Raw genomic sequence first — 24,556 nt, 5'->3', positions numbered from 1 at the left:
TCCCCTCCCTGCAAGGGAGGGGCGGGGGGTGGGTGCGAGCGTAGCGAGCCCATCGAACGGCTCGGGAAAAGAAGGAAAGGCCGGGCATCGAGCCCGGCCTTTCCTTACCCACCCCTAACCCCTCCCTTGCAGGGAGGGAATCTGATGCCGCTCAGCTCGCTTCGGCGATCAGCTTCGCCGCCGGCCCGCCGACCCAATCGGTATCGCCCAGCATCCGCCAGATTTCGCGTCCGTTCGAATCGTAGAGGATCGTGGTCGGCAGATTGACCCCCATCTGCAGGCTGAACGCCGTTTCGGGGTCGTGCCACGCCTGCAGCTTCCGGAACTTCGCCTTTTCGAAGAAGGGTGCGATCTTCGCCGCCTCGAAGTCCTGGCTGATCGTCAGCACCTGCAGTCTCTCGCCCTCGCGTACCGCCAGCGCGTCGAGCGTCGGCATTTCCTTCACGCACGGCGCGCACCAGGTCGCCCAGAGATTGAGCAGCACCGGCTTGCCGCGAAAATCGGCGAGCGTGGCTTTCCTGCCCTTGGGATCGGTGAAGGCGAAGGTCGGCGCGGCCTCGCCCTTGTGGCTGCGGTCGAGCTTGTCGAGCTTCGCCGGCACGGCTTCGTCGGCGACATTCGCGGCGTTCGCTTGCTGCGGCTGCCCGGATTGCCTATCGCAGCCGCCGATCAGGCTCGCTGCGAGAAGGAGAAGCGCAATCGTTGGGCGCAAGGACAGCTCCAATGCCATGTGGGGTGGGCGTTTCGCCGAAGGCCCGTCTGCGGTCATGCGTGAGATAAACGCCTCGATTCCCTTCGACAAGCGAATGTGGCGGCAGGACCTCCGCGGGTCGCAGGCGCATGCCGCGATGCTGGGCAAGCAGGGCATCGTCTCGGCCGAGGACGCCGCGCGCATCGCCGAGGGACTCGCGCAGGTCGCCGCCGAGTTCGAGGCCGAGGGCGTCCCCGACGATCTCGCGCTCGAAGACATCCACATGCTCGCCGAGGCGCGGCTGGCGGACCGGATCGGCCCCTCGGCGGGCCGGCTCCACACCGCGCGCTCGCGCAACGACCAGGTGGCGACCGATTTCCGCCTCTGGGTGCGCGACGCGATCGACCAGGCCGAGGCGGCCTTGGGCGGGCTCCAGGACGTCTTGCTCGCGCGCGCCGAGGAACATGCCGAAAGTGTGATGCCGGGTTTCACCCATCTCCAGAGCGCCCAGCCGGTGACGCTCGGCCATCATCTGATGGCCTATTTCGAGATGTTCGCGCGCGATCGCTCGCGGCTTCGCGATGCCCGCGCGCGGATGAACCTGTGCCCGCTCGGTTCCGCGGCGCTGGCCGGCACCGGCTTCCCGCTCGATCGCGATGCGACGGCGGCGGCGCTCGGCTTCGACGGTCCGACGCGCAATTCGCTCGATTCGGTTTCCGACCGCGACTTCGCGATCGAGTATCTGACCGCGGCGGCGCAGTGCAGCCTGCACCTCAGCCGGCTCGCCGAGGAGTTCGTGATCTGGGCGAGCCAGCCCTTCGGCTTCGTCAGCCTCTCCGATCAATGGTCGACCGGCAGCTCGATCATGCCGCAGAAGCGCAATCCCGACGCCGCCGAGCTGGTGCGCGGGCATAGCGGGCGGATCACCGGCGCGCTGGTGTCGCTGATGATGACGATGAAGGGCCTGCCGCTCGCTTATTCGAAGGATATGCAGGACGACAAGCCGCCGGTGTTCGAGGCGCACGACCTTCTGGGGCTCTGCATCGCGGCGATGACCGGGATGGTCGAAAGCGCGACCTTCCGCACCGATCGCATGCGCGGCCTGGCCGAATCGGGCTTCGCCACCGCCACCGATCTGGCCGACTGGCTGGTCCGCGAGGCGGGCGTGCCGTTCCGCGAGGCGCACCACATCACCGGCCGTGCCGTTGCGGCGGCGGAGGCGCAGGGCGTCCGGCTCGATCAGTTATCGATCGATGCGCTCAAGGAAATCGACGCGCGGATCGACGATCGCGTATATGGGATTCTCAGCGTCGATGCGTCGGTCAACAGCCGCACGAGTTTCGGCGGCACCGCGCCGGTGCGGGTCCGTGCGGCGATCGCCGCGGCCCGCAAGGCGCGTGAGGAGGAAGGTCGATGAAGCGGCTGCTGCTTTTGGGAGGACTTCTTGCGTTAGCCGGCTGCGGCGCGCGCGAAGGTCTCAAACCGGCGCCGGGCCAGGCGCTGCCGCCGGCGCCGTTCGGCGCCACGGCGACGCCGACCCCCGACGATCTGCTCAAGCCGCCGGTGCAGACCCGCCCCGCGCGAAGCGACGACCTGATCGAGAGTACGGACAAGAGGCGCAGCGACAAGTTCGATCTGCCGCCGCCCAACTGACGGAAAATCATGGACCATTTCAATCTGATCGACGGCGAGCTGCACGTCGAGAACGTGCCGCTCGCGCGCATCGCCGCCGAAGTCGGCACGCCCGTTTACGTCTACTCCGCCGCGACTTTCCAGCGCCACGCGCGGGTGTTCCGCGACGGCCTGGCCGGGATCGAGCGCAAGCATCTCGCCTTTGCGGTGAAGGCGAACCCCAATCTCGCGGTTTTGCGCCTCCTCGCCAATGAAGGCTTCGGCGCCGACGTCGTCTCGGGCGGCGAACTTGCCCGCGCGCTCGCCGCCGGCATGGCAGCCAAGGACATCGTCTTCTCAGGCGTCGGCAAGACCCGCGCAGAGCTCGATCAGGCGCTGGGCGTCGGGATCGGCCAGTTCAACCTCGAGCTCGAGGAAGAAGGCGTCGTGCTGTCGCAGCTCGCCGCCGCGCGCGGGCTACGCGCACCCGCCACGTTGCGCGTGAACCCAGATGTCGATGCCGGCACGCACGAGAAGATCTCCACCGGCCGCGCCGAGAACAAGTTCGGCCTGCCGATCGACGAAGCGCCGGCGATCTTCGATCGGCTCGCGCCGCTGCGCGGGCTGAACCTGCGCGGCGTCGCCGTCCATATCGGCAGCCAGCTCCAGAGCCTCGCCCCGCTCGAACGCGCGTTCGAACGCGTCGGCAGGCTCGTCGCCGATCTGCGCGCTTCGGGCCATGTCATCACCCATGTCGACCTCGGCGGCGGGCTCGGCGTGCGCTATCGCCAGGGCGACAATCCCCCGTCGCCGGCCGAATTCGGCGCGATGGTGGAGCGCGTCACCAGGGACTGGGACGTCGAATTGATGTTCGAGCCGGGCCGGGTGATCTCGGCCAATTCGGGCGTGCTCTTGACCGAAGTGCTCTGGGTCAAGCCGGGCGCGGTCAATCCCTGGGTGATCGTCGACGCCGCGATGAACGATCTCGCGCGCGTCGCGATGTACGATGCCTGGCACGATTTCGAGGCGGTGCGCCCCACCGGCGAGAAGATGATCGCCAATGTCGCGGGGCCGGTCTGCGAGAGCAGCGACGTCTTCGCCAAGGGGCGCGAGATCGATGTCGTCCGCACGGGCGACCTGGCGATCTTCCGCAGCGCCGGCGCTTACGGCGCGACGATGGCGAGCACCTACAACAGCCGCCCGCTCGTCCCCGAAGTGCTCGTCTCGGGTGACCGGTTCGAAGTGGTCGCGGGCCGCATCTCGGCCGAGGCGATCATGGCCGAAGAGCATGTGCCGGACTGGCTTGGGTCCATACCCCCGGCTGGCGACGGTCGTGACGGAGCGAAATCTGGCGCACAGGTAGGAGCTAGGAGTGAGCGATGCTGATGCATCGTGATCGACGACGCGACGCCGCTGTGCGCCAGATTTCGCCCGCCGCTGCGCGGTCGCCCGGGGAGGCCCGCTGGCGGCGTCGCCGCTGCTTGCGCGTAGCGTCAGCTACGCGACTGCGCACCGCTCCTTGCCAGCGGACCTCCCCGGACGATCACGGCCATCGCCAGCCGGGGGTATGGACCCTATGAGCCTCGCCGCCCTGCCGATCTTCGTGAAGCTGGCGGGGCGGCCGGTCATCCTGATCGGCGCGGGCGAGGCGGCGGAGGCCAAGCGCCGCCTGCTCGAGCGCGCCGGCGCCAGGATCGTCGGCGAGGAAGCCGAGGCGGTGCTCGCGATCGTCGCCACTGAAGACCCCGAGCCCGTGGTCGCGCGGCTGCGTGCGCGGGGCGTGCTGGTGAACACAGTCGACCGGCCCGATCTCTGCGACTTCACCGTGCCCGCGATCGTCGACCGCGATCCGGTGCTCGTGGCGGTCGGTACCGGCGGGGTTTCGGCGGGACTGGCGGCCGCCTTGCGCCAGCGGCTGGAGGCATTGCTGCCGGCGAGCCTCGGCGCGCTCGCCCGCGCGCTGGAAGCGGCCAAGCCCGCCATCCGCAAGCATTGGCCCGAAACCGGCGAACGCCGCCGCGCGCTCGGCGGCGCGCTGGCCGGGCCGCTCGATCCGCTTCGGGATCATGCGGGGGATGCAGTGGAGGCTTGGCTCGCCGGTTCGGCGGCGGTCGAAACGGCGATGCTTCGGTTCACCCTCGCATCGGCCGATCCGGATGACCTCAGCCTGCGCCAGGCGCGGGCGCTTGCGCAGGCCGATCGCGTCTTCCATCATCGCGACGTGCCAGAGGCCATACTCGACCGCGCCCGCGCCGACGCGCTTCGCATCGCTTGCGATACGGTGCCGGTCACGCCGGCCGCCGGCCTGTCGGTTTACCTCGAGATGGGCAGATGAGCGGCTTCGCCTATGTGGTGGAGGACGGCAAGGTCGAGTCGCCGCCGCTCAAGCAGGCGCTCGGCCGCCGCGCCGGTCTGGTCTGGATTCATCTCACCACCAATGACGAGCGCGCCAAGGCGTGGCTCGGGGGTGAGGCGGGCCTGTCGCCTTATGTCATCGAAGCGCTGACTGCCGCCGAGACCCGCCCGCGCTGCGACGCGGTCGGCGAAGGCGTGGTGATCAACTTGCGCGGGCTTTCGTCGGAGGAACTCGAGACCTCCGATCTGCTCGCGTCGATCCGCATCTATGCGCTGGGCGGCTGCGTCTTCTCGGTCACGCGCAAGGCGTTGAATGCCCTCCATCCGGTGCGCGAGCTGGTCGAGGCAGGCAAGGTCCTCGATCCCGGCGATCTGATCGCGGCGCTGGCGCAGGCGATCACCGAGGAACTCGATCCCGTCGTCGCCGATCTCGGCGATTCGCTCGACGATTGCGAGGAGCAGATCGCCTCGCGCCATGCCTTCGAGTTGCGGCGGATGGTCAATCGCGCGCGCAGCCAGGCGATCGGCTTGCGCCGTTTCCTCACGCCGCAGCGCACCGCGCTGGAGAAGCTCGCCGCGATGCCGAACGACTGGCTCGGCGACGATGATCGGCTCCATCTCTCGGCCGCAGCCGATCGTGCCGCGCGCATGGCCGAGGAGCTGGAAAGCATTCGCGAGCGTGCGGCGCTGGTCCACGAAACGCTCACCGATCTTCGCGCCGAGCAGATCGACCAGCGCTCGCTGATCATCGCGGTGGTGGCGATGGTGTTCCTCCCGCTGACCTTCATCACCGGGCTGCTCGGCATGAACGTCGCCGGGATACCCTTCGCGCATGAGCCATGGGCGTTCTGGGGCGTGTTCTGGATATGCGCGGCGATGGCAGTGGCGATCGCGGCTTATTTCGTCCGCCGGCACTGGTTCGAGCGCTAAGCCGCGTTTCGCTGCAGGGCGAGTTCGTCGTGCAACCGGCGGATCGAGCTCATCAGTTGCGAACGATCGGTGCGCGCCGCGGCCAGCTCGGCCTTCGCTTCGCCCAGCTCGATCGCGCGGGCGGCGATGCGCGCATCGAGCGCGAGATTGGTGCGCTTGAGCTCCTCGATCCGGTCCGCGCGCGCCAATATCCGGTCGATGCGCGCGGCGAGCTCGTCGAACGCGAACGGCCTGGCCAGCCAGTCGTCGGCGCCGGCGCGGAACGCCTCGATCGCGCGGCCCGCATGGCCCAGAACGATCACTGGCAGATCCGTGGTATCACGCGCGCCGCGAATTTCGTTGACCATGTGGAGGGCGGAATTTTCGGGCGTCAGCACGTCGATCAGCGCGAGGTCGAAGCCGCGCGCCGAGATGAGCTCGAGCGCCTGCGGCGCGGATTCGGCCAGCACCACCAGATAGTCGAGATTGCCCAGCCGCTGGGCGATTTCGTTCAGGCTCGCGCGGCAGCTCCCGGCCGCCAGGACGGTACGCACCGCCTTGCGGCGCGCGCCCGCAAGCCGCTGGGCCGAAGCCTGATCCATTCGCGCTCAAACCCCCCGGTTCCAAAGCGCTACACTAGCCGCAAAGGCCTCACAAAAACGTTAAGCATGCGAAATCATCGGCGCAGGAAATCGAAGATCTGGCCCACCATGATCTCCATCTGCGGATTGCATTTCGCGATGGCGTCGCCGGCCTCCGCGGTGTTGATCGCGAGCCCCATCGGGGTCGGCCAGCCGCGCAGCGAATGCGTGATGGTGCGTAGCGCCTGCAGCGTCGAAACCGCCGCCTGCCAGCCGGCGGCCGTCGCGATCAGGCCCACCGGCAGCCCGTCGAAATAGACGCGCTCGTCGGCCCGCAACTGCTCGACATAATCGAGCGCCGTCTTGACCAGTCCGGACAAGGTCCCGTGATAGCCGGGCGATCCGACGATGACGGCGTCGGCGGTGCGCAGCGCGGCCAGATAGCGGCCGATCGCGGCGTGGCTGTCGGCATTGCCGGGCTCGTAATGCGGAAAGGCGATGTCGTCGCCCGTGAGCAAGGTGACGCGCGCGCCGCGCGCCTCGGCGATCTCCAGCGCCGCCGCCAGCAGGCGCCCGGTGGTGGATTCGGTCCGCAAGGTTCCGCCGAGGGCGACGATATGGGGTGCGCTCATGACGATCCCGCTAGCCCAAAGGGGCGATCCGCGCCAGCATCGTCACTGCGCGCTACGCTCTGGCCGGATAGTTTTGCCGGCCCGGTCGTTCACGCTTCCAATCCGCAGGAGGCCCGATGCTCGAACATGTCCCGCACTGGCTGGGAAGCGCGCTCAAGGGATTGCGCGCCGGAGTCGACAAACTGGCGATCGCGCAGCGCGAACTCGGCGCGTTCGAGGCGCTGCATCTCGCCAGTCCCGCCTTCGCCAATGGTGCCCGCCTGCCCGAGCGGTTCACCGCGGATGGCGAGGGGGTGTCGCCGCCCTTGTTCTGGACCGGGGTGCCCGAGGGTACCGAGCGCCTCGCGCTGATCGTCGAGGACCCGGACGCGCCCGCGCCGCAGCCCCTGGTCCACGCCGTGGTCTGGGATTTGCCGCCCGAGGACGGCGAACTGAAGGAAGGCGCGATCCGTGCCGATGGTGCAGGCGATCACGGTGGCACCGATGTCGGCCGCAACAGCTTCTTCGGCGAGGGCTGGCTGCCGCCCGATCCGCCGACCGGCCACGGCGTGCACAATTATGCCTTCCAGCTGTTCGCTTTGGGACCCGGCCCCGATGCCGGAGAGAGTCCCGGCCGCAGCGCGATCGTCCGCGCGATGGCCGGCCGTGTGCTCGCGGCAGGCGTGCTCACCGGCACCTATTCGCGTGGCGAGGAGGCGCCCGGCGGAAGGATTCAGGCCGTCGGCGCGACGCCGGCTTGACAATGTTCTCTAAATGTTCTATGCGGGGCCGAGGCTCTTGACATGTTGAATGCTCCGCGTGGCTGGACGCGGCACCACGCACCGCGCAGGCACTGCGTTTTCGCCTAACCTTTACTAACCTTTCGATCGGCGTTCAGCCGTTGACGATCGTCCCGCCATTGGGGTGCAGCACCTGCCCCGACATGTAGCTCGCATCCTCGCAGGCGAGGAACAGGAAGCAGGGCGCGACTTCGTTGGGCTGGCCGGGCCTGCCCATCGGCGTGTTCTCGCCGAAATGCTCGACCTTCTCCGGGCTCGCGCCGCCCATCGGGTTGAGCGGGGTCCAGATCGGCCCGGGCGCGACGGCGTTCACGCGGATGCCCTTCTCGATCAGATTCTCGGAAAGGCTGCGCGTGAAGGCAGTGATCGCGCCCTTGGTGCTCGAATAGTCGAGCAGCTCCTTCGAGCCCTGATACATGGTGACCGACGTGCAGTTCACGATCGTCGCGCCCTCCTTCAGGTGCGGCATCGCGGCCTGGGTGAGGAAGAACATCCCGAAGATGTTGGTCTGGAAGGTGCGCTTGAGCTGCTCCTCGGTGATGTCGGTGATATGCTTGTCGGGATGCTGCTCGCCGGCATTGTTCACCAGCACGTCGATGCGGCCGAACTTCTCGATCACCTGCGCGATCGCGCGGTCGCAAAAGGCCTTGTCGCCGATATCGCCGGCGATGGTCAGCGCCTCGCACCCCTCCTGCCGGACGATGTCCGCGGTCATCGCGGCATCGTCATGCTCGCAAAGATAGAGGATCGCGACATGCGCGCCTTCGCGGGCATAGAGCGCGGCGACGGCACGGCCGATGCCGCTGTCGGCGCCGGTGATCACCGCGACCTTGTCCTGCAATCGGCCGGAGCCGGGGTAACGGGGCTCCCAATCGGGCTTGGGCTCGAGCGCGCTCTCGTGTCCGGGCAGCGCGTCCTCGTGGATCATGTCGATCGTGTCGGTGTCGCTCATCGGCTGGCTCCAGTGGAGGGGTTGCCGAGAGAACCGGTGCGGAACGCCGGAGGTTCCGCGTCTTGTCGCCGCCCGCAGGCGGCGGGGCAGGGTTCAGGCGATGAGCGCCGAACCCTGCGTTGCGGTGGCGAGGATCATCGTCGCGGTGAGACCGAACGAGACCAGGCCAAGCATGATGCTGCGTACCATGGTGATCTTCTCCTTTTCAGCGCGCCGGATCATGCGATCGGAACGACGGGGGTCGAAAAGACCACGAAAGCGACAGTGAAGAGCACCGAGCCGAGGACGGCGAGGGTGCGGTGAAACGAGTCGAGACGAGCGGTCATGGTTCTTACTCCCTGGTTGGCGGCGTCCGGATCATCCGGCGGCCGATGCCAGGATATTAGCAGGGAGCGTGCCAATTCTTGTAAGCTATTGAAAATCATGGATTGGTGTTCTGCGTTGTGGAGAATTTGGGAAAATGCGCGCCACGTGTTGGTGTAAATTACCAATCGCAAGCGGACAATCGCTGTCCGATATCGGTCACCCGATGTGGAGGCAGTTCCGTCCCGCGGTCTTGGCGGCGTAGAGCAGCCGGTCGGCGCGGTGGAACACGGTCGACAGCCCTTCGCCCGCCTCCGCAGGGGCGAGTCCGGCCGAGAAGGTGATCTCGCCGAGCGGCGCGTCGGTTTCGCGCAACCGATAGCGCTTGGTCGCGACCGTGGCCCGGGCGGTGTCGAGAATATGGCGCGCGGTGCCGAGGTCGACGCCGGTGAAGAGCACCGCGAACTCCTCGCCGCCATAGCGGGCGACCAGATGCCCTGCGCAGGTCTGGCTTAGCGCCTCGGCGATCGCCTTGAGGACGCGGTCGCCGACGGCATGGCCGAAGCGATCGTTGACCGACTTGAAATGGTCGACGTCGCAAACCGCGACGCAGATCCGTGTCCCGGATGCCGCCTGTGCGGCATAGGCTTCCTCGAGCGCCCGGCGGTTGGGCAGGTCGGTGAGCGGATCGCGCCGGGCATTGTCGCGCGCTTCCTCCAGCTTCTCTCGGAGCTCGCTGGCTTCGCGCGTCGCATGCGCGAGCTGGGCTTCGGTGCTGTGGACGCGCTCGATCATCGCGGCGGTGATCCGGGCGACCTCTCCGATCGCGATCGAGCCGTCGGCGTCGGTGGAGCGCGAAATGGCTTCGGCGCTCGCGGCCAGGTTCCTGCCGAAATCCTCGGTCTCGGCGCGGATGGCCGTGACCATGTCCTGGAAGCCTTCGACCTGCATCTGGGTCTGCGCGACGAGGCCGTCGGCCTTTTCCTTCGCGCCCTTGCCGTTCTGGACCGGCTGGAGATCGCAGCCCAGCGTCTCGATGTCGCGCTGGGTGAGGCGGACGCCGCCATCGGTCAGGGCGTGGACCGCACGCGCGAGCGGTCCTTCCGGATCGGCGAGCAGATGATAAGCGAACGCATAGTTGCCGGGATCAGGGTCGAGCCGCTGATCGACCAGAAATTCGCCGATTCGGTCGTAAAGACGGTGCGAGGAATCGCTTCCGTTTGCCGCCCGGACGGCCCTTGCGCCGGCCATAGCCCCTAACCCCTGTGCATCTCGGTTGCGGTATCCTTGCGGTCCCGCCGCATATCTGTTGCATCAGGGTCTAACGGCGAACTGCTAATATCCGGTGAGCAAATGCTTTCCCAAGAATGAAGCCGGGGGCCGGAATCAGCTCCGCTTCCCGGCCTTGTACTTGCGGACCACGTCGAGCGTCATCTTGATATGGTCGTTCGGGCTCATATCGGTGTGCGCGAAGAGGATCTTGCCGTTGGGGGCGATCACATAGCTGGTGCGGCTGGTGATCGTCGTCGGCGTGCCGTCGGGCTTGCGGAGCAGCACGTCATAGCCCCTGATCACTTCCGGGCTCGCGGCGGCCACTGCGAACTTGCCCGCGCAATGCTCGCTCGAAAAAGCGACGAGCTTGTCGACATTGCCTGCGGTCATGCCGATCACGGTGGCGCCTGCCGCAGTGAAATCGGGGAGCGCCGCGGCAAAGGCCGCCGCCTCGACATTGCAGCCGCCGATGAACGCCGCGGGGAAGAAATAGAGCACGACCGGCCCCTTTTTGAGCGCGGCCTTGAGATTCACGCTCAGCGGCTTGCCCGCCATTGCGCCCGCCGCGCTGAAATCGGGTGCCACGGCGCCGGGAGCGAGCGCCGCCTCGACCGGCAGCGACAGCGGCAGGAGCAGGGCGGCGAGGAAAAGCTTGGTCCGCATGGCATTCACTCCAGGAATTGGACCGGCCTATCGCGTCAGTGCGATGCCGATCCGTGCATGGGTATCGTTACGTCGATAGTCGTCGAGCGCCTCACCATAGCCGGTAAAAGCCTGGCCGAAGAGATAGAATCCGATGCCGCCGCCGATCGGCGCCAGCGGGTATGAGGCAAACAATTCGGCGCCGCCGCGACCGGTCTCGAAATTGCCGCGGCCGGTGATCGCGACCTTGAGGCCATTCTCCTGCCGGATCGCGGCCGTGAGCGCGGTATAGCCGAGATAGTCCTTCACGTCGGGCGCGGTGCCGAACCGGCCGACATAGAACCAGGCCTGGGGCGCGACGTCGAGATGCCAGTCGCCGCCGAGATCGAAGCTCTTCTCGACGCGGCCGAAGATACGATTGACGTCGATCGAGTTTACCATGCCGCGGCCGTTCGAATCGTGCCGCCAGCCGATCGCGACCTTGGTGGTCTCGTCGAACGGGATGTCGGCATAGACTTCGGGCGAATAAATGGTCGAGCGGAACGGCCCCGAGGGCTCGGCCAACGCCCAGAACATCGTCTGGGTATAAGCGAAGCGCAGATTGCCGAGCTTGAGCGGGGCATCTTCGGCGAAGGGACGGAAGGCGAAGCTCATCTGGAGCTTGCCGCCCGCATCGCCGGTGCCGAACACGCCATAAATGGGCTCGTGCGGTTCGAACCGGTCGAGGAAGGCGGACGAAGAGCCGGTCGAGCTCTGGACGACGGTCTCTTCGGCCGGGATCTTCGCGGCCGGATGCTGGTCCGAAGGCGGGATGGCGACATTCGCGATGCTCACGGGAACATAGCGCGCCTTGGCGAAACCGCCGGGCGCAATCGTCGGCGTAGGGCCGGGCGCGCGCTCGAGCACGAGGCGAGTGCCGTCGACTGCGGTCACTTCGATCTGGCGCGGTCCGGCATCGGCGACGGGGGCGGCGGTCTCGTTGACGAGGAAGACCTCGACGCCGCGCAGCGCCTCGGCTTCGGAGGCGGGCTGGGCCGGCACCGCACGCACCTGGGCGGCGGCGGGCGTGGCGACGAAAATGCCGATGACGAGCGGGACGAGACGCATGGCCGAAACGACTGGCAGCGCATTGTGACCTTGGCGAGTCAAAAACGGGCGGGTAGGGCAGCGGGCATGCCCGTTTCCGAGACCGATGTCGCGCTCGCCCAGCGCCTTGCCGATGCCGCCGGAGCGGCGATCCGACCGCGCTTTCGCGGTTCCTTCGGGCTCGAGGCCAAGGAGGATCTGTCGCCGGTGACGCTCGCCGACCGCGAGGCGGAGGAGGCGATGCGCCGGCTGATCATCGCCGAACGGCCGATGGACGGGATCATCGGCGAGGAGTTCGGCGTCCGCGAAGGCAGCAGCGGCCGCCAATGGGTGCTCGATCCGATCGACGGGACGCGGGCCTTCATCGCCGGACGGCCGATCTTCGGCACCCTGATCGCGCTGATCGAGGATGGCTGGCCGCTGCTCGGAGTGATCGACCAGCCGATCATCGGCGAGCGCTGGGTGGGTGTCGCGGGGCGTCAGACCCTGTTCAACGGCAAGCCCGCCCAGGCGCGCGCTTGCCGCGAACTCAAGGGCGCGATCCTCGGCACCACGTCGCCGGCTCTGTTCGACGACGACCAGCTCCATGCCTTCGAACATCTCGATGCCGCGGTGACGAGCACGGTGCTCGGCGGCGACTGCTACAATTATGGCTGTGTCGCCAGCGGCTGGCTCGACATCGTCGTCGAGGCCGGGCTCAAGCTTCACGACTTCGCGGCGCTCGTCCCCGTGGTCGAGGGCGCGGGCGGGCGGATGTGCGACTGGCAAGGCGATCCGCTGCACGCGGGCAGCAACGGCGAAGTGATCGCCGCGGGTGATCCGGCGCGGATCGAGGAGATCCTCGAAGCGCTGGCCTGCCGGGGACATTGACTCCGCAAAGTTGCGGGAGTCGCAGACGCCTCTATTCCTTCACCGGTCCGCCGATCGACCAATGGTGGCCGAACGGATCGACGACCTGGCCGTAGCGATCGCCCCAGAACTGGTTGTCGAGCGGCATGCGGATCGTGGCGCCCGCGGCGACGGCGCGCTCCCACCATTTGTCGGCATCGTCGACCTGAAGATGCAGCGTCACGCCCGCGGGTACCGAGATCCCGCCGGTATATTCGGGGAAATCGTCGTTGAGCATCACCGAACCGCCGTTGATCTTCAGATGCGAGTGCATGATCCGCTTGCCGTCATCGGCGAGGTGACGGAGCTGCTCCTCGGCGCCGAACGCCGCCTGGTAGAAATCGACGGCTTCGCTGCCCTTGCCCTCGCGGATCGTCAGATGCGCGGTGACGCCATCCATCGGGCCCTGATTCTCGGCCATGCTCGCTCTCCTTCGAGTCGGATGCGGCGAGTATAGCGGTTCAGAAAATTCCGAGGAACTTCTTGCGCTGCTTCTGGCGTTCGCCCTGCGAGACCTTGCCGCTTTCGGACTTGGCGGTGGTGCCCTTGCCGACATCGTCGCGGGGCTTGCCCTTGTCGGTGCGCTGGGCGCGGGCCGAGGCGCCGGCGAGCACCGGGCCGCAATCGGCGGCCTTGGCGTCGCCGATGTCGACGAACGCGATCACCGTCGCGAACGGGCTGGCGAGCACGCCGAGCCCGAGCCCCGCCCCGGCGCGCGCGACCAGCTCGGGGCTGATCACGTCGATGCCGGGCTTGGCGAAATAGCCGCCGATTCCCACCGGCGACTGGCCCGAGAACAGGCTGAACTTCTTGCTGTCCGCGCGGAAGGCGAGATCGATCGTCTCGTTCTTGAAGCTGAACCCGCCGCGGCCGAGCATCACGTTCTTCTCGGTATCGATCAGGATCGGATCGGCTGCGGCGATTCCGTTTCGCACGCTGAAGCCGATCAGCCCGCAATTGATCTGCACCGGCTCCTTCAATTTCTTCTCGAACATCTTCTGGATGAACACGCCGATGTCGAGTTCGGAGAGCTGGACGTTGCGCGTCCAGAAACTGCCCTTGGGCAGGATCACGGCGATGCGCCCATTCGAATTGGCGAGTGAATCGCGGACACTGTTGCCCGATCCGGTCATCTGCACGCGCGCCTTCAAGGTGCCCGTGGTGCCCGATTCCTCGACGCCGAAGCCGGCGAGCAGCACACCCATCGGCGTGGGGGAGAGGCGGATGTCGTAATCGGTGAAGACGGGATCGCGGCGGGCATTGATCGTGATGTCCGAGCTGACTGTGCCGCGCGCCATGCTGAAGTTCAAAGGGCTGAGCTTGAGCAGGCGATCGTCGAGGTCGAGCCCGAGCGTGATGTTCGAGACGGGCAGGCTCTCGGCGCGGACGGTGCGCACCGTCCAGTCGACCTTGGCATCGAAATTCCTGAGCGCCTCGACGCGGAGCGGGGCATCGGGGAGGATGCGCGGGGTGCCCGCGGCCTGCGTCACCACCGCGCCTGCTGCTGAGGCTTGCGGGCTGTAGCCGATAAAGGGCCCGGCATCGACGATGTCGAGCACGCGCGTGGCGAGATTGGCGGTGAGCAGCAGCCGCGGCTCCTTCATCGCCACGGTGAACCTGCCTGCTAGATCGCTGGCGCCGAAGCGGCCGCGCAGCCGGGTGAAGCGCCATTCGTCGCCGCTCTTGGTGAGATCCGAACGCAGCCGATAATTGCGCGTGTCGGGGACGGCGATGCCCGCGACCGCGAAGACGTCGGCAAGATTCTGGCCGCGCGCGTCCATATGCAGGTCGGCGCCCTCGATCTCGGTCGCGCCGGGGAGCGTGCCCGACACGTCGATGCGGGTACGGACGCCCTCGACCTGGAGCTGGAGCTGATTCTGCCCGCCGGCCACGGTTGCGTTGGGGGTGAGCAACGCCCCGGCCATGGTGAAGCGGGTGCCCCGCGCGGTGCCGGTGCCGTCGAAGCGGATCGCGCTGGCGAAGGCGGTGTCCTTCGCCTCCACGGTATGGATGCGGATGCCCGCCGCGATCCGCATCCGCGGATTTACATAGCGGACCAGCGTGCCCTGAACGAGCGCGCGGCGGATGATCGGCAAGTCGAGCGGCTCGCCTTTCTCTTCGCTGAAGGTCCAGGTGTTGCGCCGGCCCGCCGCATCCCATTGCAGATCGACATGGCCGTCCTCGAGCCCGAGCCAGTTGATCCGGTGGTTTCCGGTGATCAGGCTCCAGGTGGAGATTCGCGAATCGATCTTCTTCGCCGAGAAGAAATTGCCGCGGCCCGCCCATTCGGGATTGGAGATGGTCAGTCCCTCGGCGAGGAACTTGACGTTGAACGGCGCGAAATAGAGCTGGAAGTCGCCCGCCACCTTCACGTCGCGGTGCGTCTGGCTGGCGACGATCCTCTCGAAGGCTGGCTTGAGGAAGCGCCCCTTGGTGACGAACAGAATCGTCCAGGCGAGGACGAGCAGTCCGAGGATCGTGGTGACGACGGCGATGACGCTGGCGAGCGGCGTGCCGAGCGCGCGGACTGGCTTTGCCGGAGCATCGTCCGGGGGTGGCGCCTCCTGTGCGGCGCCGATAGGCGAGTCCCGGTCTGCCATTGTAACAAAAAGCCTGTAAACCCTAGGGGTTCCCGACTCAGGTTGCATTGCGGCGAGAGTGAGAGTATGCGCCCCGCTTTCCTCGAACGTCAGGAACACGCCCGGCCATCAAGGGCTGCCGCGGCTGTTCGCGCGTTCGAGTTTGCAAGGAGACCAAAATGCCCAAGCTCAAGACGAAGAGCGGCGTCAAGAAGCGCTTCAAGCTCACTGCCACTGGCAAGGTGAAGCACGGAGTCGCCGGCAAGCGCCACCGACTGATTTCGCACAACGCGAAGTACATCCGCCAGAATCGCGGCACTTCCGTGCTCGCCGACGCCGATACCGCCCGCGTTCTCGCGTGGGCGCCGTACGGCCTGAAGTAAGGAGCCCGGAACCATGGCACGCGTCAAACGGGGTGTTACCACCCGCGCCAAGCACAAGAACATCCTGGAACAGGCGAAGGGCTATCGCGGCCGTCGCAAGAACACGATCCGCATCGCGCGGCAGGCCGTCGAAAAGGCCGGCCAGTACGCGTATCGCGACCGCAAGGTTAAGAAGCGGACCTTCCGTGGTCTCTGGATTCAGCGCATCAACGCCGGCGTCCGCGCCGAGGGCCTGACCTATTCGCAGTTCATGCACGGGCTGAAGCTCGCCGGCATCGAGCTCGACCGGAAGGTGCTGGCCGACATCGCGATGCACGAAGGCGAGGCGTTCAGCGCCATCGTCGCGCAGGCGAAGGCGGCACTGCCCCAGGCCGCCTGAGGCGACCTGCAGCGATCGAGAAACGGGGCGTCGGTGGTATCCACCGGCGCCCTTTTCTTTTCCTTTTCCGTCACCCCGGCCTTGTGCCGGGTCCACCGGGATGCTGACGGAGAAGCAAGAGGCGAGATCGTCTCGCCTGAGGAACAGTGGACCCCGGCACAAGGCCGGGGTGACGATGACGGGTTTGGGCCGCGGTGGCCCATGGCGGGAGGCGAAGAATGGCGATGCAGACCTGGTGGCTCTACGTCACGGCCGTGTTCCTGATCGCGGGGACGCCCGGGCCGAACATGCTCCATGTGATGGTGCAGAGCATCCATCACGGACCGCGCCGCGCGCTTGCGTCGATGGCCGGGCTGATGAGCGCGGTCCTGCTCTGCCTGCTCGCCTCGGCGGCGGGTCTCGGCGCTTTGCTCAAGGCGGCGCCGGGGCTGTACGACGTACTGCGCTATGCCGGTGTCGCCTATCTGGTGTGGCTGGGTATCAAGGCGTGGCGTGCGCCGGTGGGCGCCGCCGCGAGCGATCCGCACACGCGGCGCTCGGCTGGCGCGCTCTATGCGACGGGGCTCGCCACCGGGCTGTCCAATCCCAAGCTGATCATCTTCGCCGCGGCGCTCTTTCCGCAGTTCCTCGACACGAATCGGCCCTTCTGGATCCAACTCGGCGTTCTGGTGACGAGCTTCGTGGTGATCGAGGGTTTCTGGTACGGCGTCTATGCGCTGGGCGGACGCTCGCTGGCCGGCTGGCTCGCGCCGGCCAACCGGCAGAAGCTGTTCAACCGCGCCACGGGCGTGATGTTCATCGGCTTCGGCGGGGCGCTGCTCGGCAGCCGCGTCTAGGCTCTGTCCTGTCCACGCGGAAGCCGTCTTCTCTGTTCGCTTCGAGCGAAGTCGAGAAGCGTTTACCCTGTCACCGTGTCTCGACTTCGCTCGACACGAACGGTTGGATTAATCCAAAAGACAGTCTCTTAGCCGTCGAGATACGCGCGGTAGAACACCGTCCGGAACTTGCGCGTCCAGGGGAGGACCAGCTTCGGCTTTCCCTTGAGAATGCTCTTCACGATCTGCTTGACGGCCCAGAGCGGGTGATCGGTCCGGCGGCTGAAATGCTCGATCCGCCCGAAGCCGAGGCGCCCGAGCGTCTGCTTCATCTGCTCGATGCCCGAGAAGGTCAGGTGATCGGGCAGCAGCAATTCGCCGGGATAATCGGCGCGCGAGGGCAAGTCGCCGCCATTGCCCGTCTCGATGAACAGCGAGCCGCCGGGCTTGAGCCGGGCGCGGATCAACCCGCCGAAATGCTGGAAGTCGGGGACGTGCGAGAAGACGTTGATGATCGAGATCACGTCGTAGCTGCCGGTCACTTCCTCCAGCGTCTGGGTGGTGATCGGCACCCCGCGCTGCTGCGCGCGTGCCACCTTCACTTCCATCGGATCGATGCCGCTGGCCTTGGCGTCGGGCAGCGCGCGCTGGACCGCCTCGACGAACTCGCCATTGCCCGCGCCGACGTCGAGCCAGCTGAGGTCCTTCTCGCCGTCGAAGAATCGGCGGACGATGCCGGCGTAGAAAGGCACTTTCCAGCCCTGGCGACGCAGCCGCTGATCGAGCGTGCCGTCCTCGGTCGGGTGGACGCCGTCGCGCGCGGCGGCGGAAATATCCTCGGCGCGCGGGCGCTCGCGGATATAGACCGTGCCGCAGCCGGTGCATTTGACCGCGGCATAGCCGTTTTCGGACGCCCAATGCCGATGCCCGTCGCTTTCGCAGCAGGGACAATCGACGGTTTCGAGCCTTGCCTGCATCAACATCGGTCGCCTCCATACGTACAAGTCGGCGGCGGTGACGTCTCATGATCGCGGATCGGCGAGAAGGGGGCTGCGTCATCCTGCCCCGCGCCCGCGACGGGCCGTGCGCGGAGGCGAATCTTGCGCCCAAGGGTTGACCTCGTGCGCACTCTGGGGTTCGGGCCTTTTCCATGACCACCGATCTCGAACAATTGCGCAGCGACCTGCTCGCTTCGATCCAGGCCGCGACCGGGCTCGACGCCGTCGAGGCGCTGCGCGTCCATGCGCTCGGCAAACAGGGCGCGATCACCGGCCTGCTCAAGACGCTGGGCGCGATGAGCCCCGAGGAGCGCCAGGAACAGGGCCCGCGCATCCACGGCCTGCGCGAGGCAGTGACTGCGGCGCTCGCCGATCGCAAGGCAGTGCTCGAGCGGCTGGCGCTCGATGCGCGGCTGGCGAGCGAGACGCTGGACATGACGCTGCCGGTCGATGCGGTTCCCGCGGGCTCGGTGCACCCGGTGAGCCAGGTGATGGATGAGCTGGCGGAGATCTTCGCCGATCTCGGCTTCGCAGTCGCGACCGGCCCCGAGATCGAGGACGACTGGCACAATTTCACCGCGCTCAACATCCCCGAGAGCCACCCGGCCCGGGCGATGCACGACACGTTCTACATGTCTCCCTCTCTCCGCTTGCGGGGAGAGGGCCGGGGAGAGGGGCCTGTCGACAACGCTCCGGTCATGCCCCTCTCCCCTGAAGGGGAGAGGGAGCAGAAAATGCTGCTGCGCACACACACCTCGCCGGTGCAGATCCGGACGATGCTGGCCAACAAGCCGCCGATCCGGATCATCGCGCCGGGCCGGGTCTATCGCTCGGATTCGGATGCGACGCACACGCCGATGTTCCACCAGATCGAAGGGCTGGTGATCGACAAGGGGATCACGCTGGGTCACCTCAAATGGACGCTCGAGACGTTCCTCAAGGCGTTTTTCGAGCGCGACGACATCGTGCTGCGCCTGCGCCCGAGCTATTTCCCCTTCACCGAGCCTTCGGCCGAAGTCGATGTCGGCTACACGATCAAGGACGGCAAGCGCGTGATCGGCGGATCCGAGGGCTGGATGGAAGTGCTCGGCTCCGGGATGGTGCACCCCAAGGTGATCGCCGCCTGCGGGCTCGATCCGAACGAATGGCAGGGCTTCGCCTTCGGCACCGGCGTCGACCGGCTGGCGATGCTCAAATACGGGATGGACGATCTGCGCGCCTTCTTCGACGGCGATCTGCGCTGGCTGCGCCACTACGGCTTCTCGGCGCTCGACGTGCCCACGCTGAGCGGGGGAGTCGGCGCATGAAGTTCACGCTGAACTGGCTCAAGGAGCATCTGGAGACGACCGCTTCGCTGGACGAAGTCGTCGAGGCGCTGACGCGCGTCGGTCTCGAGGTCGAAGGCGTCGAGAATCCCGGCGAGAAGCTCGCCGCTTTCCGCGTGGCGAAGGTGCTCACCGCCGAACGCCATCCGCAGGCCGACAAATTGCAGGTGCTGACCGTCGATACCGGCGAAGGCGCGCCTTTGCAGGTCGTCTGCGGCGCGCCCAATGCCCGTGCGGGTCTGGTCGGCGTGCTCGGGCTTCCCGGTGCGGTGGTGCCGGCCAACGGCATGCAGCTCAAGGTCGCCGCGGTGCGCGGCGTCGAATCGAACGGCATGATGTGCTCGACGCGCGAGCTCGAGCTCGGCGACGATCATGAGGGCATCATCGAGCTGCCCGCGGATGCGCCGATCGGCATGTCCTATCCCGATTATGCCGGCCTCAACGACGCCGTGATCGACGTCTCGATCACGCCCAACCGGCAGGATTGCATGGGCGTGCGCGGCATCGCACGTGATCTCGCCGCGGCGGGACTGGGGACGCTCAAGCCGCTCGAGATCGATCCGGTGCCGACCGGCGGGGCTGGCCCCGAGGTGCGGATCGAGGCGCCCGATGGCTGCCCGGCCTATTTCGGGCAGACCGTCAGCGGCGTGACCAACGGCGCGTCGCCCGACTGGATGCAGCTGCGCCTCAAGGCGATCGGCCAGCGCCCGATCTCGGCGCTGGTCGACATCACCAATTATGTGATGATCGATCTCGGCCGCCCGCTCCACGTCTACGACAAGGCGAAGCTCAGCGGCGCGCTGGTCGTCCGCAAGGCGAAGGCCGGCGAGCAGGTGCTCGCGCTCAACGAAAAGACCTATACGCTCGACGAGAGCGTGACGGTGATCGTCGACGCGAACGGCGTGCACGATATCGGCGGGATCATGGGCGGCGAGGACACCGGCGTGTCCGAGAGCACCACCGACGTAGTGATCGAATGCGCCTTCTTCGATCCCGATCACATCGCCCGGACGGGCCAGAAGCTCAATCTGACCAGCGACGCGCGCTCGCGCTTCGAGCGCGGCGTGGATCCGGCGTTCCTCGAAGACGGCATCGCGATCGCGGCGCGCTATGTGGTCGATCTGTGCGGCGGATCGGCAAGCGAAGTCACCCGCGCCGGGCAGGCGCCGACCGCGCTGCGCAGCTATGTCTACGATCCGGCGCTTGCCGAGACGCTGGGCGGTCTTGCCGTGCCGGCCGACCGTCAGAAGGCGATCCTCGAAAGCCTGGGGTTCGTCGTCGACGGCGCGTGGAACGTCACCGTGCCGAGCTGGCGCCGCGACGTCGACGGGCCCGCCGATCTCGTCGAGGAAGTCATCCGCATCGAAGGCATCGACAAGGTGCCCTCGACACCGCTCGACCGCATTCCCGGCGTCGCCCGTCCGACCGCGACGCCCGAGCAGAAGTTGGAGCGCAAGCTGCGCCGCACCGCCGCGGCGCGCGGGCTCAACGAAGCGGTGACGTGGAGCTTCATTTCCGAGGCCGAGGCGGCGCCGTTCGGCGGCGGGGCGTGGACCCTCGCCAATCCGATCAGCGAAGACATGAAGGTCATGCGCCCGTCGCTGCTCCCCGGCCTGCTCGCCGCCGCGGAGCGCAATGTGAAGCGCGGCGCGACCGGCATCCGGCTGTTCGAGATCGGCCGCCGCTATCTCGCCGACAAGGAGCGGCTGACATTGGGCGTCGTGCTCGCGGGCGACCGCGCGACGCGCGGCTGGCAAGGCGGCAAGGGCCAGCGCTTCGACGCGTTCGACGCCAAGGCCGAGGCGCTGTCGCTGCTCGAAGCCGCCGGCGCGCCGGTCGCCAATTTGCAAGTGATGCCTGTCCCGAGCAACGTCGAGGGAGGCGAGGCGGGTGAGGTCTATCATCCCGGCCAGTCGGCGACCTTGCGTCTCGGGCCGAAGACGGTGCTCGCGGCGTTCGGCATGGTCCATCCGGGCGTGCTCAAGGCATTCGACCTCGACGGAGACGTCGCGGCGGTGGAGATCTATCTCGATGCGCTTCCGGCCAAGCGTGGATCCGGCTTCATGCGGCCCGCCTACACGCCCCCCGCGCTGCAGGCGGTCACGCGCGACTTCGCGTTCCTCGTGCCGGCCGAGCTGGCGGCGGGCGATCTCGTCCGCACGGTGAAGGGTGCCGACAAGGCGGTCATCGTCGATGCGCGGCTGTTCGATGTCTTCACCGGCACCGGCGTACCCGAGGGGCAGAAGAGCCTCGCAGTCGAAGTCACGCTCCAGCCGGGCGAGAAGAGCTTCACCGATGCCGAGCTGAAGGCCGTGGCCGACAAGGTGGTTGCCGCCGCAGCAAAGCTTGGGGCGGCACTGAGGGGGTGACCCACAATCGTCACCCCGGCCTTGTGCCGGGGTCCACCGGGAGGCAAGGGCGAAGCCTGAGCTTCATGCTTCACCGGTGAGGCTGAGTGGACCCCGGAACGAGTCCGGGGTGACGGAAATGGAGAATCGCATGCCTACCGCACTCATCACCGGCGTGACCGCGGGAATCGGCGAAGCCGCAGCGCGCGCGTTCGTCGGCGCAGGCTGGAGAGTGATCGGCACCGGCCGCCGCGCCGACCGGCTCGCGGCGCTGCAGGCTGAGTTGGACGATGCGCTCCACACGCTCGAATTCGACATCCGCGACGCGGCCGCTCGCGACGCGGCGCTCGACGGGCTGCCCGAGGCCTTTCGCGGCGTGGATCTGCTGATCAACAATGCCGGGCTCGCGCTGGGGCTGGAGCCTGCCCAGCAGGCGTCGCTGTCCAACTGGACCACGATGATCGACACCAACATCACTGCGCTGGTGTCGATCACGCACAAATTGTTGCCGCAGTTGATCGAGCGGAAAGGCGCGATCATCAACCTTGCCTCGGTGGCAGCGAACTACCCCTATCCCGGCGGCAACGTGTACGGAGCGACCAAGGCGTTCGTGCGCCAGTTCAGCCTCAATCTGCGCTCCGACCTGATCGGCACCGGCGTCCGCGTCTGCTCGATCGAGCCGGGCATGGTCGAGACCGAGTTCACGTTGGTGCGCACCGGCAGCCAGGAGACTTCGGACAAGGTCTATGCGGGGGTCAATCCGATGACCGCGGAGGACATCGCCGCGACGATGCTGTGGGTCGCCGGGCAGCCGGCGCACCTCAACGTCAACACGATCGAGCTGATGCCGGTCAACCAGGCCTGGTCGCCCTTCCTCGTCCACCGCGAAGGCTGAGATCCGGCGCCGCTAGCGCAGCTTGCGCCACACCGACCAGGCGACGGTGCCGTTGCCGGAGGCGCTGGCGGGAACCGCATATGTGAGCACGCCGTCGCGGAAGCTGTATTCGCGCACCTGCTGCTTGCCTTCCCAATTGGGCCAGGACGCGCTCTCGACGCTGAACACGAGCGTCTTGCCGTCGGGAAGCGCGCGGACCCGGCCGAAATGCGTGCTCGAGCCGAGCACCGCGGCGCGATATTCCTCCGGCGTGCCGCGGGTCTTGTCGCCGCCCGCGAAGAGCGGCCGGTCGGGCCGGAATATCTGGATCGTATAGCGCCCCTCGGCGTCGACCATCATCAGCCCGTGCGGATGCTCGCCATAGGCCGTAGCGCGCGAACCGTCGGCAAGGATCTCATAGGCCGCGGCCATTTCCCAGCTGCCCTCGAGCACCAGGGGCGGCTGTGGTGGAGCGGCGGCAAGCATCGCGAGCGGCATCAAAGGCACGATGGGCATGGGATATACTCCGTAACCATATTGATAGGTTACATTGGAATGCGGGCGCAAGGATAACTTGTCAAGCAGGTTACAGAGGCCTAGTTTGCGGCCATGCCCGATCCCATCCCTCCGGCAGAGCAGCGCGACGGCTTTCGCTTTCGCGGCGGGCATCGCGCGCTGGACTTCGTCGCCACGCTCGCCGCCCGGCTCAAGCCGGTGCCGCGCGACCTGCTCGCCGTGCCCGGAGATGTCGAACGCTGGCTGGTCGCGGCGGGGTTCGCATCGGGTGCGGGTGCGACCGAGGCGGACCTCTTCACGGCGCGGCGATTGCGCGAGGCGATCCATGATCTGGCCGTCGCGCGCATCGCCGGGGAGCCCGATCCGGCCGAGGCGCGCGCCGATCTCAACGCAGTCGCGGCGGGATCGGTCGCGGCGCCGCAGCTCGATCCGACGGGCGGCCTCGCCTGGCAGGGAAATGCGGCCGGGCTGCTGGGCGAAGTCGCACGCGAGGCGGTGCTGCTGTTCGGCGGGGCGCAGGCACTCCGCATCCGGCAATGCGAAGCGGAGGGCTGCGCGATCCTGTTCCTCGATACGTCGCGCGCGCACGACCGGCGCTGGTGCTCGATGGCGGCGTGCGGCAACAAGGCCAAGGTCGCCGAATTCCGGCGCCGCAAACGCTCGGCAGAATGAAGGGTTTTGGATGATCGAGATCGCCAGCGAAATGCTCGACGCGCGGATCAATTCGCTCGGCGCCGAGCTTTCGAGCCTGCGCGACGGCGCCGGGCGCGAGCTGATGACCGATGCCGATCCGGCCTTTTGGGCCGGGCGGGCGCCGTTGCTGTTCCCGATCGTCGGGCGGCTGATGGGCGACAAATATCGCCTCGACGGCAAGGAATATCCGCTGCCGCAGCATGGCTTCGCGCGGCGGCAGCAGTTCGCGCTGGTCGAGCAGGCCGCGAACCGCGCGGTTTTCCGGCTGTCCGACAATGACGAGACGCGCGCGGTCTATCCCTTCGCCTTCACACTCGACGCGGCGTTCACGCTGACCGGCGCGACGCTGGCGACGGACGTCATTGTGACCAACACCGGCGATCGCGACATGCCCGCCAGCTTCGGCTTCCATCCGGCCTTCGCCTGGCCGCTGCCTTTCGGCCGTCCGCGCGCGGATCACCGCATCGTCTTCGAGGAACCGGAGCCGGCCGCGCTCTCGGCGATCGCGCTCGGCGGCTGGATCGCGCCCGAGAACCGGCCGAGCCCACTCGACGGGCGCGCGCTGAAGCTCACCGATCAGATGTTCGAGCGCGATGCGCTGGTTTGGGACCGGCTGGAGAGCCAGTCGCTGCGCTATGACGGCGGCGAAGGGTCGGGGCTCGAGATCGGCTTTGCGGGCATGCCGAAGCTCGGTATCTGGACCAAACCGGGCGCGCGATTCGTCTGCATCGAGCCCTGGCACGGCATCGCCGATCCGGTTGGTTTCGACGGCGAGATCTGGGACAAGCCCGGCATCCTCCGCTTCGCGCCCGGCGAATCGCGCACCTTCAGCATGCAGGTGACGCTGGCGGGTTGATCGTCCCTTTTGCTCTTCGTCACCCCGGACTTGTTCCGGGGTCCACCATGCCTCCCGCGAGCAGCAAGAGGTTCCTGCATCTCGCCTGG

Annotated in this window: 26 protein-coding genes; 15 read left to right on the top strand and 11 right to left on the bottom strand. The window is 67.3% G+C overall.

The window, feature by feature from the left end; translation table 11 throughout:
- Nucleotides 1-151: 151 nt before the first annotated feature.
- Nucleotides 152-712 carry a TlpA family protein disulfide reductase gene (locus BR78_RS0113685; protein WP_331280245.1) on the bottom strand — a complete coding sequence of 187 codons (561 nt, stop codon included), beginning with the start codon at nucleotides 710-712 and terminating at the stop codon, nucleotides 152-154.
- 16 nt (nucleotides 713-728) lie between these two features.
- Between BR78_RS0113685 and argH the strand changes: the two genes are divergently transcribed.
- The 5 genes from argH (at nucleotide 729) to BR78_RS0113660 (ending at nucleotide 5,587) form a co-directional block, all read left to right on the top strand.
- Nucleotides 729-2,108, top strand: a complete 1,380-nt coding sequence (gene argH, locus BR78_RS0113680) for an argininosuccinate lyase (RefSeq protein ID WP_029936750.1) — start codon at nucleotides 729-731, stop codon at nucleotides 2,106-2,108.
- Nucleotides 2,105-2,344, top strand: a complete 240-nt coding sequence (locus tag BR78_RS0113675; protein WP_029936749.1) for a hypothetical protein — start codon at nucleotides 2,105-2,107, stop codon at nucleotides 2,342-2,344. Before argH ends, BR78_RS0113675 begins: the two co-directional genes overlap by 4 nt.
- A gap of 9 nt (nucleotides 2,345-2,353) precedes the next feature.
- A complete protein-coding gene (gene lysA / locus BR78_RS0113670) occupies nucleotides 2,354-3,688 on the top strand; it encodes a diaminopimelate decarboxylase (RefSeq protein ID WP_081855777.1) in 1,335 nt (444 codons plus the stop codon).
- A gap of 190 nt (nucleotides 3,689-3,878) precedes the next feature.
- Nucleotides 3,879-4,637, top strand: a complete 759-nt coding sequence (locus BR78_RS0113665; protein ID WP_029936747.1) for a precorrin-2 dehydrogenase/sirohydrochlorin ferrochelatase family protein — start codon at nucleotides 3,879-3,881, stop codon at nucleotides 4,635-4,637.
- The gene (locus BR78_RS0113660; protein WP_029936746.1) at nucleotides 4,634-5,587 is read left to right on the top strand and encodes a CorA family divalent cation transporter; all 954 of its coding nucleotides are present in this window, start codon (nucleotides 4,634-4,636) and stop codon (nucleotides 5,585-5,587) included. The genes BR78_RS0113665 and BR78_RS0113660 overlap by 4 nt, the downstream gene beginning before the upstream one ends.
- Here BR78_RS0113660 and BR78_RS0113655 read toward each other — a convergent pair.
- Both BR78_RS0113655 and BR78_RS0113650 read right to left on the bottom strand, forming a co-directional pair.
- A complete protein-coding gene (locus tag BR78_RS0113655) occupies nucleotides 5,584-6,168 on the bottom strand; it encodes a response regulator transcription factor (RefSeq protein ID WP_029936745.1) in 585 nt (194 codons plus the stop codon). The two genes, BR78_RS0113660 and BR78_RS0113655, sit on opposite strands and share 4 nt — an antisense overlap.
- A gap of 74 nt (nucleotides 6,169-6,242) precedes the next feature.
- Nucleotides 6,243-6,779, bottom strand: coding sequence for an NADPH-dependent FMN reductase (locus tag BR78_RS0113650; protein WP_029936744.1), 537 nt, complete (start codon nucleotides 6,777-6,779; stop codon nucleotides 6,243-6,245).
- 116 nt (nucleotides 6,780-6,895) lie between these two features.
- Between BR78_RS0113650 and BR78_RS0113645 the strand changes: the two genes are divergently transcribed.
- On the top strand, nucleotides 6,896-7,519 hold the full coding sequence (locus tag BR78_RS0113645; RefSeq protein ID WP_029936743.1) for a YbhB/YbcL family Raf kinase inhibitor-like protein: 624 nt from the start codon (nucleotides 6,896-6,898) through the stop codon (nucleotides 7,517-7,519).
- A gap of 133 nt (nucleotides 7,520-7,652) precedes the next feature.
- Here BR78_RS0113645 and BR78_RS0113640 read toward each other — a convergent pair whose 3' ends face one another.
- From BR78_RS0113640 to BR78_RS0113615, 4 genes are all read right to left on the bottom strand, one after another.
- Nucleotides 7,653-8,510: an SDR family oxidoreductase gene (locus BR78_RS0113640; RefSeq protein ID WP_029936742.1), complete on the bottom strand. Its 858-nt coding sequence runs from the start codon at nucleotides 8,508-8,510 to the stop codon at nucleotides 7,653-7,655.
- A 522-nt stretch (nucleotides 8,511-9,032) separates the two neighbouring features.
- On the bottom strand, nucleotides 9,033-10,064 hold the full coding sequence (locus tag BR78_RS0113625) for a GGDEF domain-containing protein (RefSeq protein ID WP_029936741.1): 1,032 nt from the start codon (nucleotides 10,062-10,064) through the stop codon (nucleotides 9,033-9,035).
- A 135-nt stretch (nucleotides 10,065-10,199) separates the two neighbouring features.
- The gene (locus tag BR78_RS0113620; RefSeq protein ID WP_029936740.1) at nucleotides 10,200-10,748 is read right to left on the bottom strand and encodes a peroxiredoxin; all 549 of its coding nucleotides are present in this window, start codon (nucleotides 10,746-10,748) and stop codon (nucleotides 10,200-10,202) included.
- Between the two features lie 27 nt (nucleotides 10,749-10,775).
- On the bottom strand, nucleotides 10,776-11,834 hold the full coding sequence (locus BR78_RS0113615; RefSeq protein ID WP_029936739.1) for a phospholipase A: 1,059 nt from the start codon (nucleotides 11,832-11,834) through the stop codon (nucleotides 10,776-10,778).
- 66 nt (nucleotides 11,835-11,900) lie between these two features.
- Between BR78_RS0113615 and hisN the strand changes: the two genes are divergently transcribed.
- A complete protein-coding gene (gene hisN / locus BR78_RS0113610) occupies nucleotides 11,901-12,683 on the top strand; it encodes a histidinol-phosphatase (protein WP_029936738.1) in 783 nt (260 codons plus the stop codon).
- 31 nt (nucleotides 12,684-12,714) lie between these two features.
- Here hisN and BR78_RS0113605 read toward each other — a convergent pair whose 3' ends face one another.
- Both BR78_RS0113605 and BR78_RS0113600 read right to left on the bottom strand, forming a co-directional pair.
- Nucleotides 12,715-13,122, bottom strand: a complete 408-nt coding sequence (locus tag BR78_RS0113605) for a VOC family protein (protein ID WP_029936737.1) — start codon at nucleotides 13,120-13,122, stop codon at nucleotides 12,715-12,717.
- A 40-nt stretch (nucleotides 13,123-13,162) separates the two neighbouring features.
- Complete coding sequence (locus BR78_RS0113600) at nucleotides 13,163-15,301, bottom strand: AsmA family protein (protein WP_029936736.1); 2,139 nt, start codon at nucleotides 15,299-15,301, stop codon at nucleotides 13,163-13,165.
- Nucleotides 15,302-15,459: 158 nt separating this feature from the next.
- Between BR78_RS0113600 and rpmI the strand changes: the two genes are divergently transcribed.
- The 3 genes from rpmI to BR78_RS0113585 all read left to right on the top strand — a co-directional run bounded on the left by rpmI (nucleotide 15,460) and on the right by BR78_RS0113585 (nucleotide 16,878).
- Complete coding sequence (rpmI, locus tag BR78_RS0113595; protein WP_029936735.1) at nucleotides 15,460-15,663, top strand: 50S ribosomal protein L35; 204 nt, start codon at nucleotides 15,460-15,462, stop codon at nucleotides 15,661-15,663.
- A gap of 13 nt (nucleotides 15,664-15,676) precedes the next feature.
- Nucleotides 15,677-16,042, top strand: coding sequence for a 50S ribosomal protein L20 (rplT, locus tag BR78_RS0113590; RefSeq protein WP_029936734.1), 366 nt, complete (start codon nucleotides 15,677-15,679; stop codon nucleotides 16,040-16,042).
- A gap of 218 nt (nucleotides 16,043-16,260) precedes the next feature.
- Nucleotides 16,261-16,878 (top strand): LysE family translocator, encoded by a 618-nt coding sequence (locus tag BR78_RS0113585; protein ID WP_029936733.1) that lies wholly within the window; start codon nucleotides 16,261-16,263, stop codon nucleotides 16,876-16,878.
- Between the two features lie 128 nt (nucleotides 16,879-17,006).
- Here BR78_RS0113585 and BR78_RS0113580 read toward each other — a convergent pair whose 3' ends face one another.
- Nucleotides 17,007-17,840, bottom strand: a complete 834-nt coding sequence (locus BR78_RS0113580; protein WP_029936732.1) for a class I SAM-dependent methyltransferase — start codon at nucleotides 17,838-17,840, stop codon at nucleotides 17,007-17,009.
- Nucleotides 17,841-18,007: 167 nt separating this feature from the next.
- Between BR78_RS0113580 and pheS the strand changes: the two genes are divergently transcribed.
- The 3 genes from pheS (at nucleotide 18,008) to BR78_RS0113565 (ending at nucleotide 22,423) form a co-directional block, all read left to right on the top strand.
- On the top strand, nucleotides 18,008-19,162 hold the full coding sequence (gene pheS / locus BR78_RS0113575; protein WP_029936731.1) for a phenylalanine--tRNA ligase subunit alpha: 1,155 nt from the start codon (nucleotides 18,008-18,010) through the stop codon (nucleotides 19,160-19,162).
- Nucleotides 19,159-21,549, top strand: a complete 2,391-nt coding sequence (gene pheT / locus BR78_RS0113570) for a phenylalanine--tRNA ligase subunit beta (protein WP_029936730.1) — start codon at nucleotides 19,159-19,161, stop codon at nucleotides 21,547-21,549. The genes pheS and pheT overlap by 4 nt, the downstream gene beginning before the upstream one ends.
- Before the next feature lie 130 nt (nucleotides 21,550-21,679).
- On the top strand, nucleotides 21,680-22,423 hold the full coding sequence (locus BR78_RS0113565) for an SDR family NAD(P)-dependent oxidoreductase (protein ID WP_029936729.1): 744 nt from the start codon (nucleotides 21,680-21,682) through the stop codon (nucleotides 22,421-22,423).
- A gap of 12 nt (nucleotides 22,424-22,435) precedes the next feature.
- Here BR78_RS0113565 and BR78_RS0113560 read toward each other — a convergent pair whose 3' ends face one another.
- Entirely contained in the window at nucleotides 22,436-22,918 is a 483-nt protein-coding gene (locus tag BR78_RS0113560; RefSeq protein WP_029936728.1) for a lipocalin-like domain-containing protein, read from the bottom strand.
- Nucleotides 22,919-23,011: 93 nt separating this feature from the next.
- Here BR78_RS0113560 and BR78_RS0113555 point away from each other — a divergent pair, with 93 nt between their 5' ends.
- The gene (locus BR78_RS0113555; RefSeq protein WP_029936727.1) at nucleotides 23,012-23,590 is read left to right on the top strand and encodes a CGNR zinc finger domain-containing protein; all 579 of its coding nucleotides are present in this window, start codon (nucleotides 23,012-23,014) and stop codon (nucleotides 23,588-23,590) included.
- A gap of 10 nt (nucleotides 23,591-23,600) precedes the next feature.
- Nucleotides 23,601-24,467 (top strand): aldose 1-epimerase family protein, encoded by an 867-nt coding sequence (locus tag BR78_RS0113550; protein WP_029936726.1) that lies wholly within the window; start codon nucleotides 23,601-23,603, stop codon nucleotides 24,465-24,467.
- The last annotated feature ends 89 nt before the right edge of the window (nucleotides 24,468-24,556 follow it).

The organism is Sphingomonas sp. UNC305MFCol5.2 (genome assembly GCF_000712135.1).
In the GTDB taxonomy this organism is placed as follows: domain Bacteria; phylum Pseudomonadota; class Alphaproteobacteria; order Sphingomonadales; family Sphingomonadaceae; genus Sphingomonas.
Note: the sequence above shows the minus strand (reverse complement) of the source record. Positions and strands in the feature narration are given on the sequence as shown.

Bases quoted from the DNA above. Each gene is read 5' to 3' on its own strand.
- argH (WP_029936750.1), top strand. From the start codon at position 729: ATGTGGGGTGGGCGTTTCGCCGAAGGCCCGTCTGCGGTCATGCGTGAG.
- BR78_RS0113675 (WP_029936749.1), top strand. From the start codon at position 2,105: ATGAAGCGGCTGCTGCTTTTGGGAGGACTTCTTGCGTTAGCCGGCTGC.
- lysA (WP_081855777.1), top strand. From the start codon at position 2,354: ATGGACCATTTCAATCTGATCGACGGCGAGCTGCACGTCGAGAACGTG.
- BR78_RS0113665 (WP_029936747.1), top strand. From the start codon at position 3,879: ATGAGCCTCGCCGCCCTGCCGATCTTCGTGAAGCTGGCGGGGCGGCCG.
- BR78_RS0113660 (WP_029936746.1), top strand. From the start codon at position 4,634: ATGAGCGGCTTCGCCTATGTGGTGGAGGACGGCAAGGTCGAGTCGCCG.
- BR78_RS0113655 (WP_029936745.1), bottom strand. From the start codon at position 6,168: ATGGATCAGGCTTCGGCCCAGCGGCTTGCGGGCGCGCGCCGCAAGGCG.
- BR78_RS0113650 (WP_029936744.1), bottom strand. From the start codon at position 6,779: ATGAGCGCACCCCATATCGTCGCCCTCGGCGGAACCTTGCGGACCGAA.
- BR78_RS0113645 (WP_029936743.1), top strand. From the start codon at position 6,896: ATGCTCGAACATGTCCCGCACTGGCTGGGAAGCGCGCTCAAGGGATTG.
- BR78_RS0113640 (WP_029936742.1), bottom strand. From the start codon at position 8,510: ATGAGCGACACCGACACGATCGACATGATCCACGAGGACGCGCTGCCC.
- BR78_RS0113625 (WP_029936741.1), bottom strand. From the start codon at position 10,064: ATGGCCGGCGCAAGGGCCGTCCGGGCGGCAAACGGAAGCGATTCCTCG.
- BR78_RS0113620 (WP_029936740.1), bottom strand. From the start codon at position 10,748: ATGCGGACCAAGCTTTTCCTCGCCGCCCTGCTCCTGCCGCTGTCGCTG.
- BR78_RS0113615 (WP_029936739.1), bottom strand. From the start codon at position 11,834: ATGCGTCTCGTCCCGCTCGTCATCGGCATTTTCGTCGCCACGCCCGCC.
- hisN (WP_029936738.1), top strand. From the start codon at position 11,901: ATGCCCGTTTCCGAGACCGATGTCGCGCTCGCCCAGCGCCTTGCCGAT.
- BR78_RS0113605 (WP_029936737.1), bottom strand. From the start codon at position 13,122: ATGGCCGAGAATCAGGGCCCGATGGATGGCGTCACCGCGCATCTGACG.
- BR78_RS0113600 (WP_029936736.1), bottom strand. From the start codon at position 15,301: ATGGCAGACCGGGACTCGCCTATCGGCGCCGCACAGGAGGCGCCACCC.
- rpmI (WP_029936735.1), top strand. From the start codon at position 15,460: ATGCCCAAGCTCAAGACGAAGAGCGGCGTCAAGAAGCGCTTCAAGCTC.
- rplT (WP_029936734.1), top strand. From the start codon at position 15,677: ATGGCACGCGTCAAACGGGGTGTTACCACCCGCGCCAAGCACAAGAAC.
- BR78_RS0113585 (WP_029936733.1), top strand. From the start codon at position 16,261: ATGGCGATGCAGACCTGGTGGCTCTACGTCACGGCCGTGTTCCTGATC.
- BR78_RS0113580 (WP_029936732.1), bottom strand. From the start codon at position 17,840: ATGTTGATGCAGGCAAGGCTCGAAACCGTCGATTGTCCCTGCTGCGAA.
- pheS (WP_029936731.1), top strand. From the start codon at position 18,008: ATGACCACCGATCTCGAACAATTGCGCAGCGACCTGCTCGCTTCGATC.
- pheT (WP_029936730.1), top strand. From the start codon at position 19,159: ATGAAGTTCACGCTGAACTGGCTCAAGGAGCATCTGGAGACGACCGCT.
- BR78_RS0113565 (WP_029936729.1), top strand. From the start codon at position 21,680: ATGCCTACCGCACTCATCACCGGCGTGACCGCGGGAATCGGCGAAGCC.
- BR78_RS0113560 (WP_029936728.1), bottom strand. From the start codon at position 22,918: ATGCCCATCGTGCCTTTGATGCCGCTCGCGATGCTTGCCGCCGCTCCA.
- BR78_RS0113555 (WP_029936727.1), top strand. From the start codon at position 23,012: ATGCCCGATCCCATCCCTCCGGCAGAGCAGCGCGACGGCTTTCGCTTT.
- BR78_RS0113550 (WP_029936726.1), top strand. From the start codon at position 23,601: ATGATCGAGATCGCCAGCGAAATGCTCGACGCGCGGATCAATTCGCTC.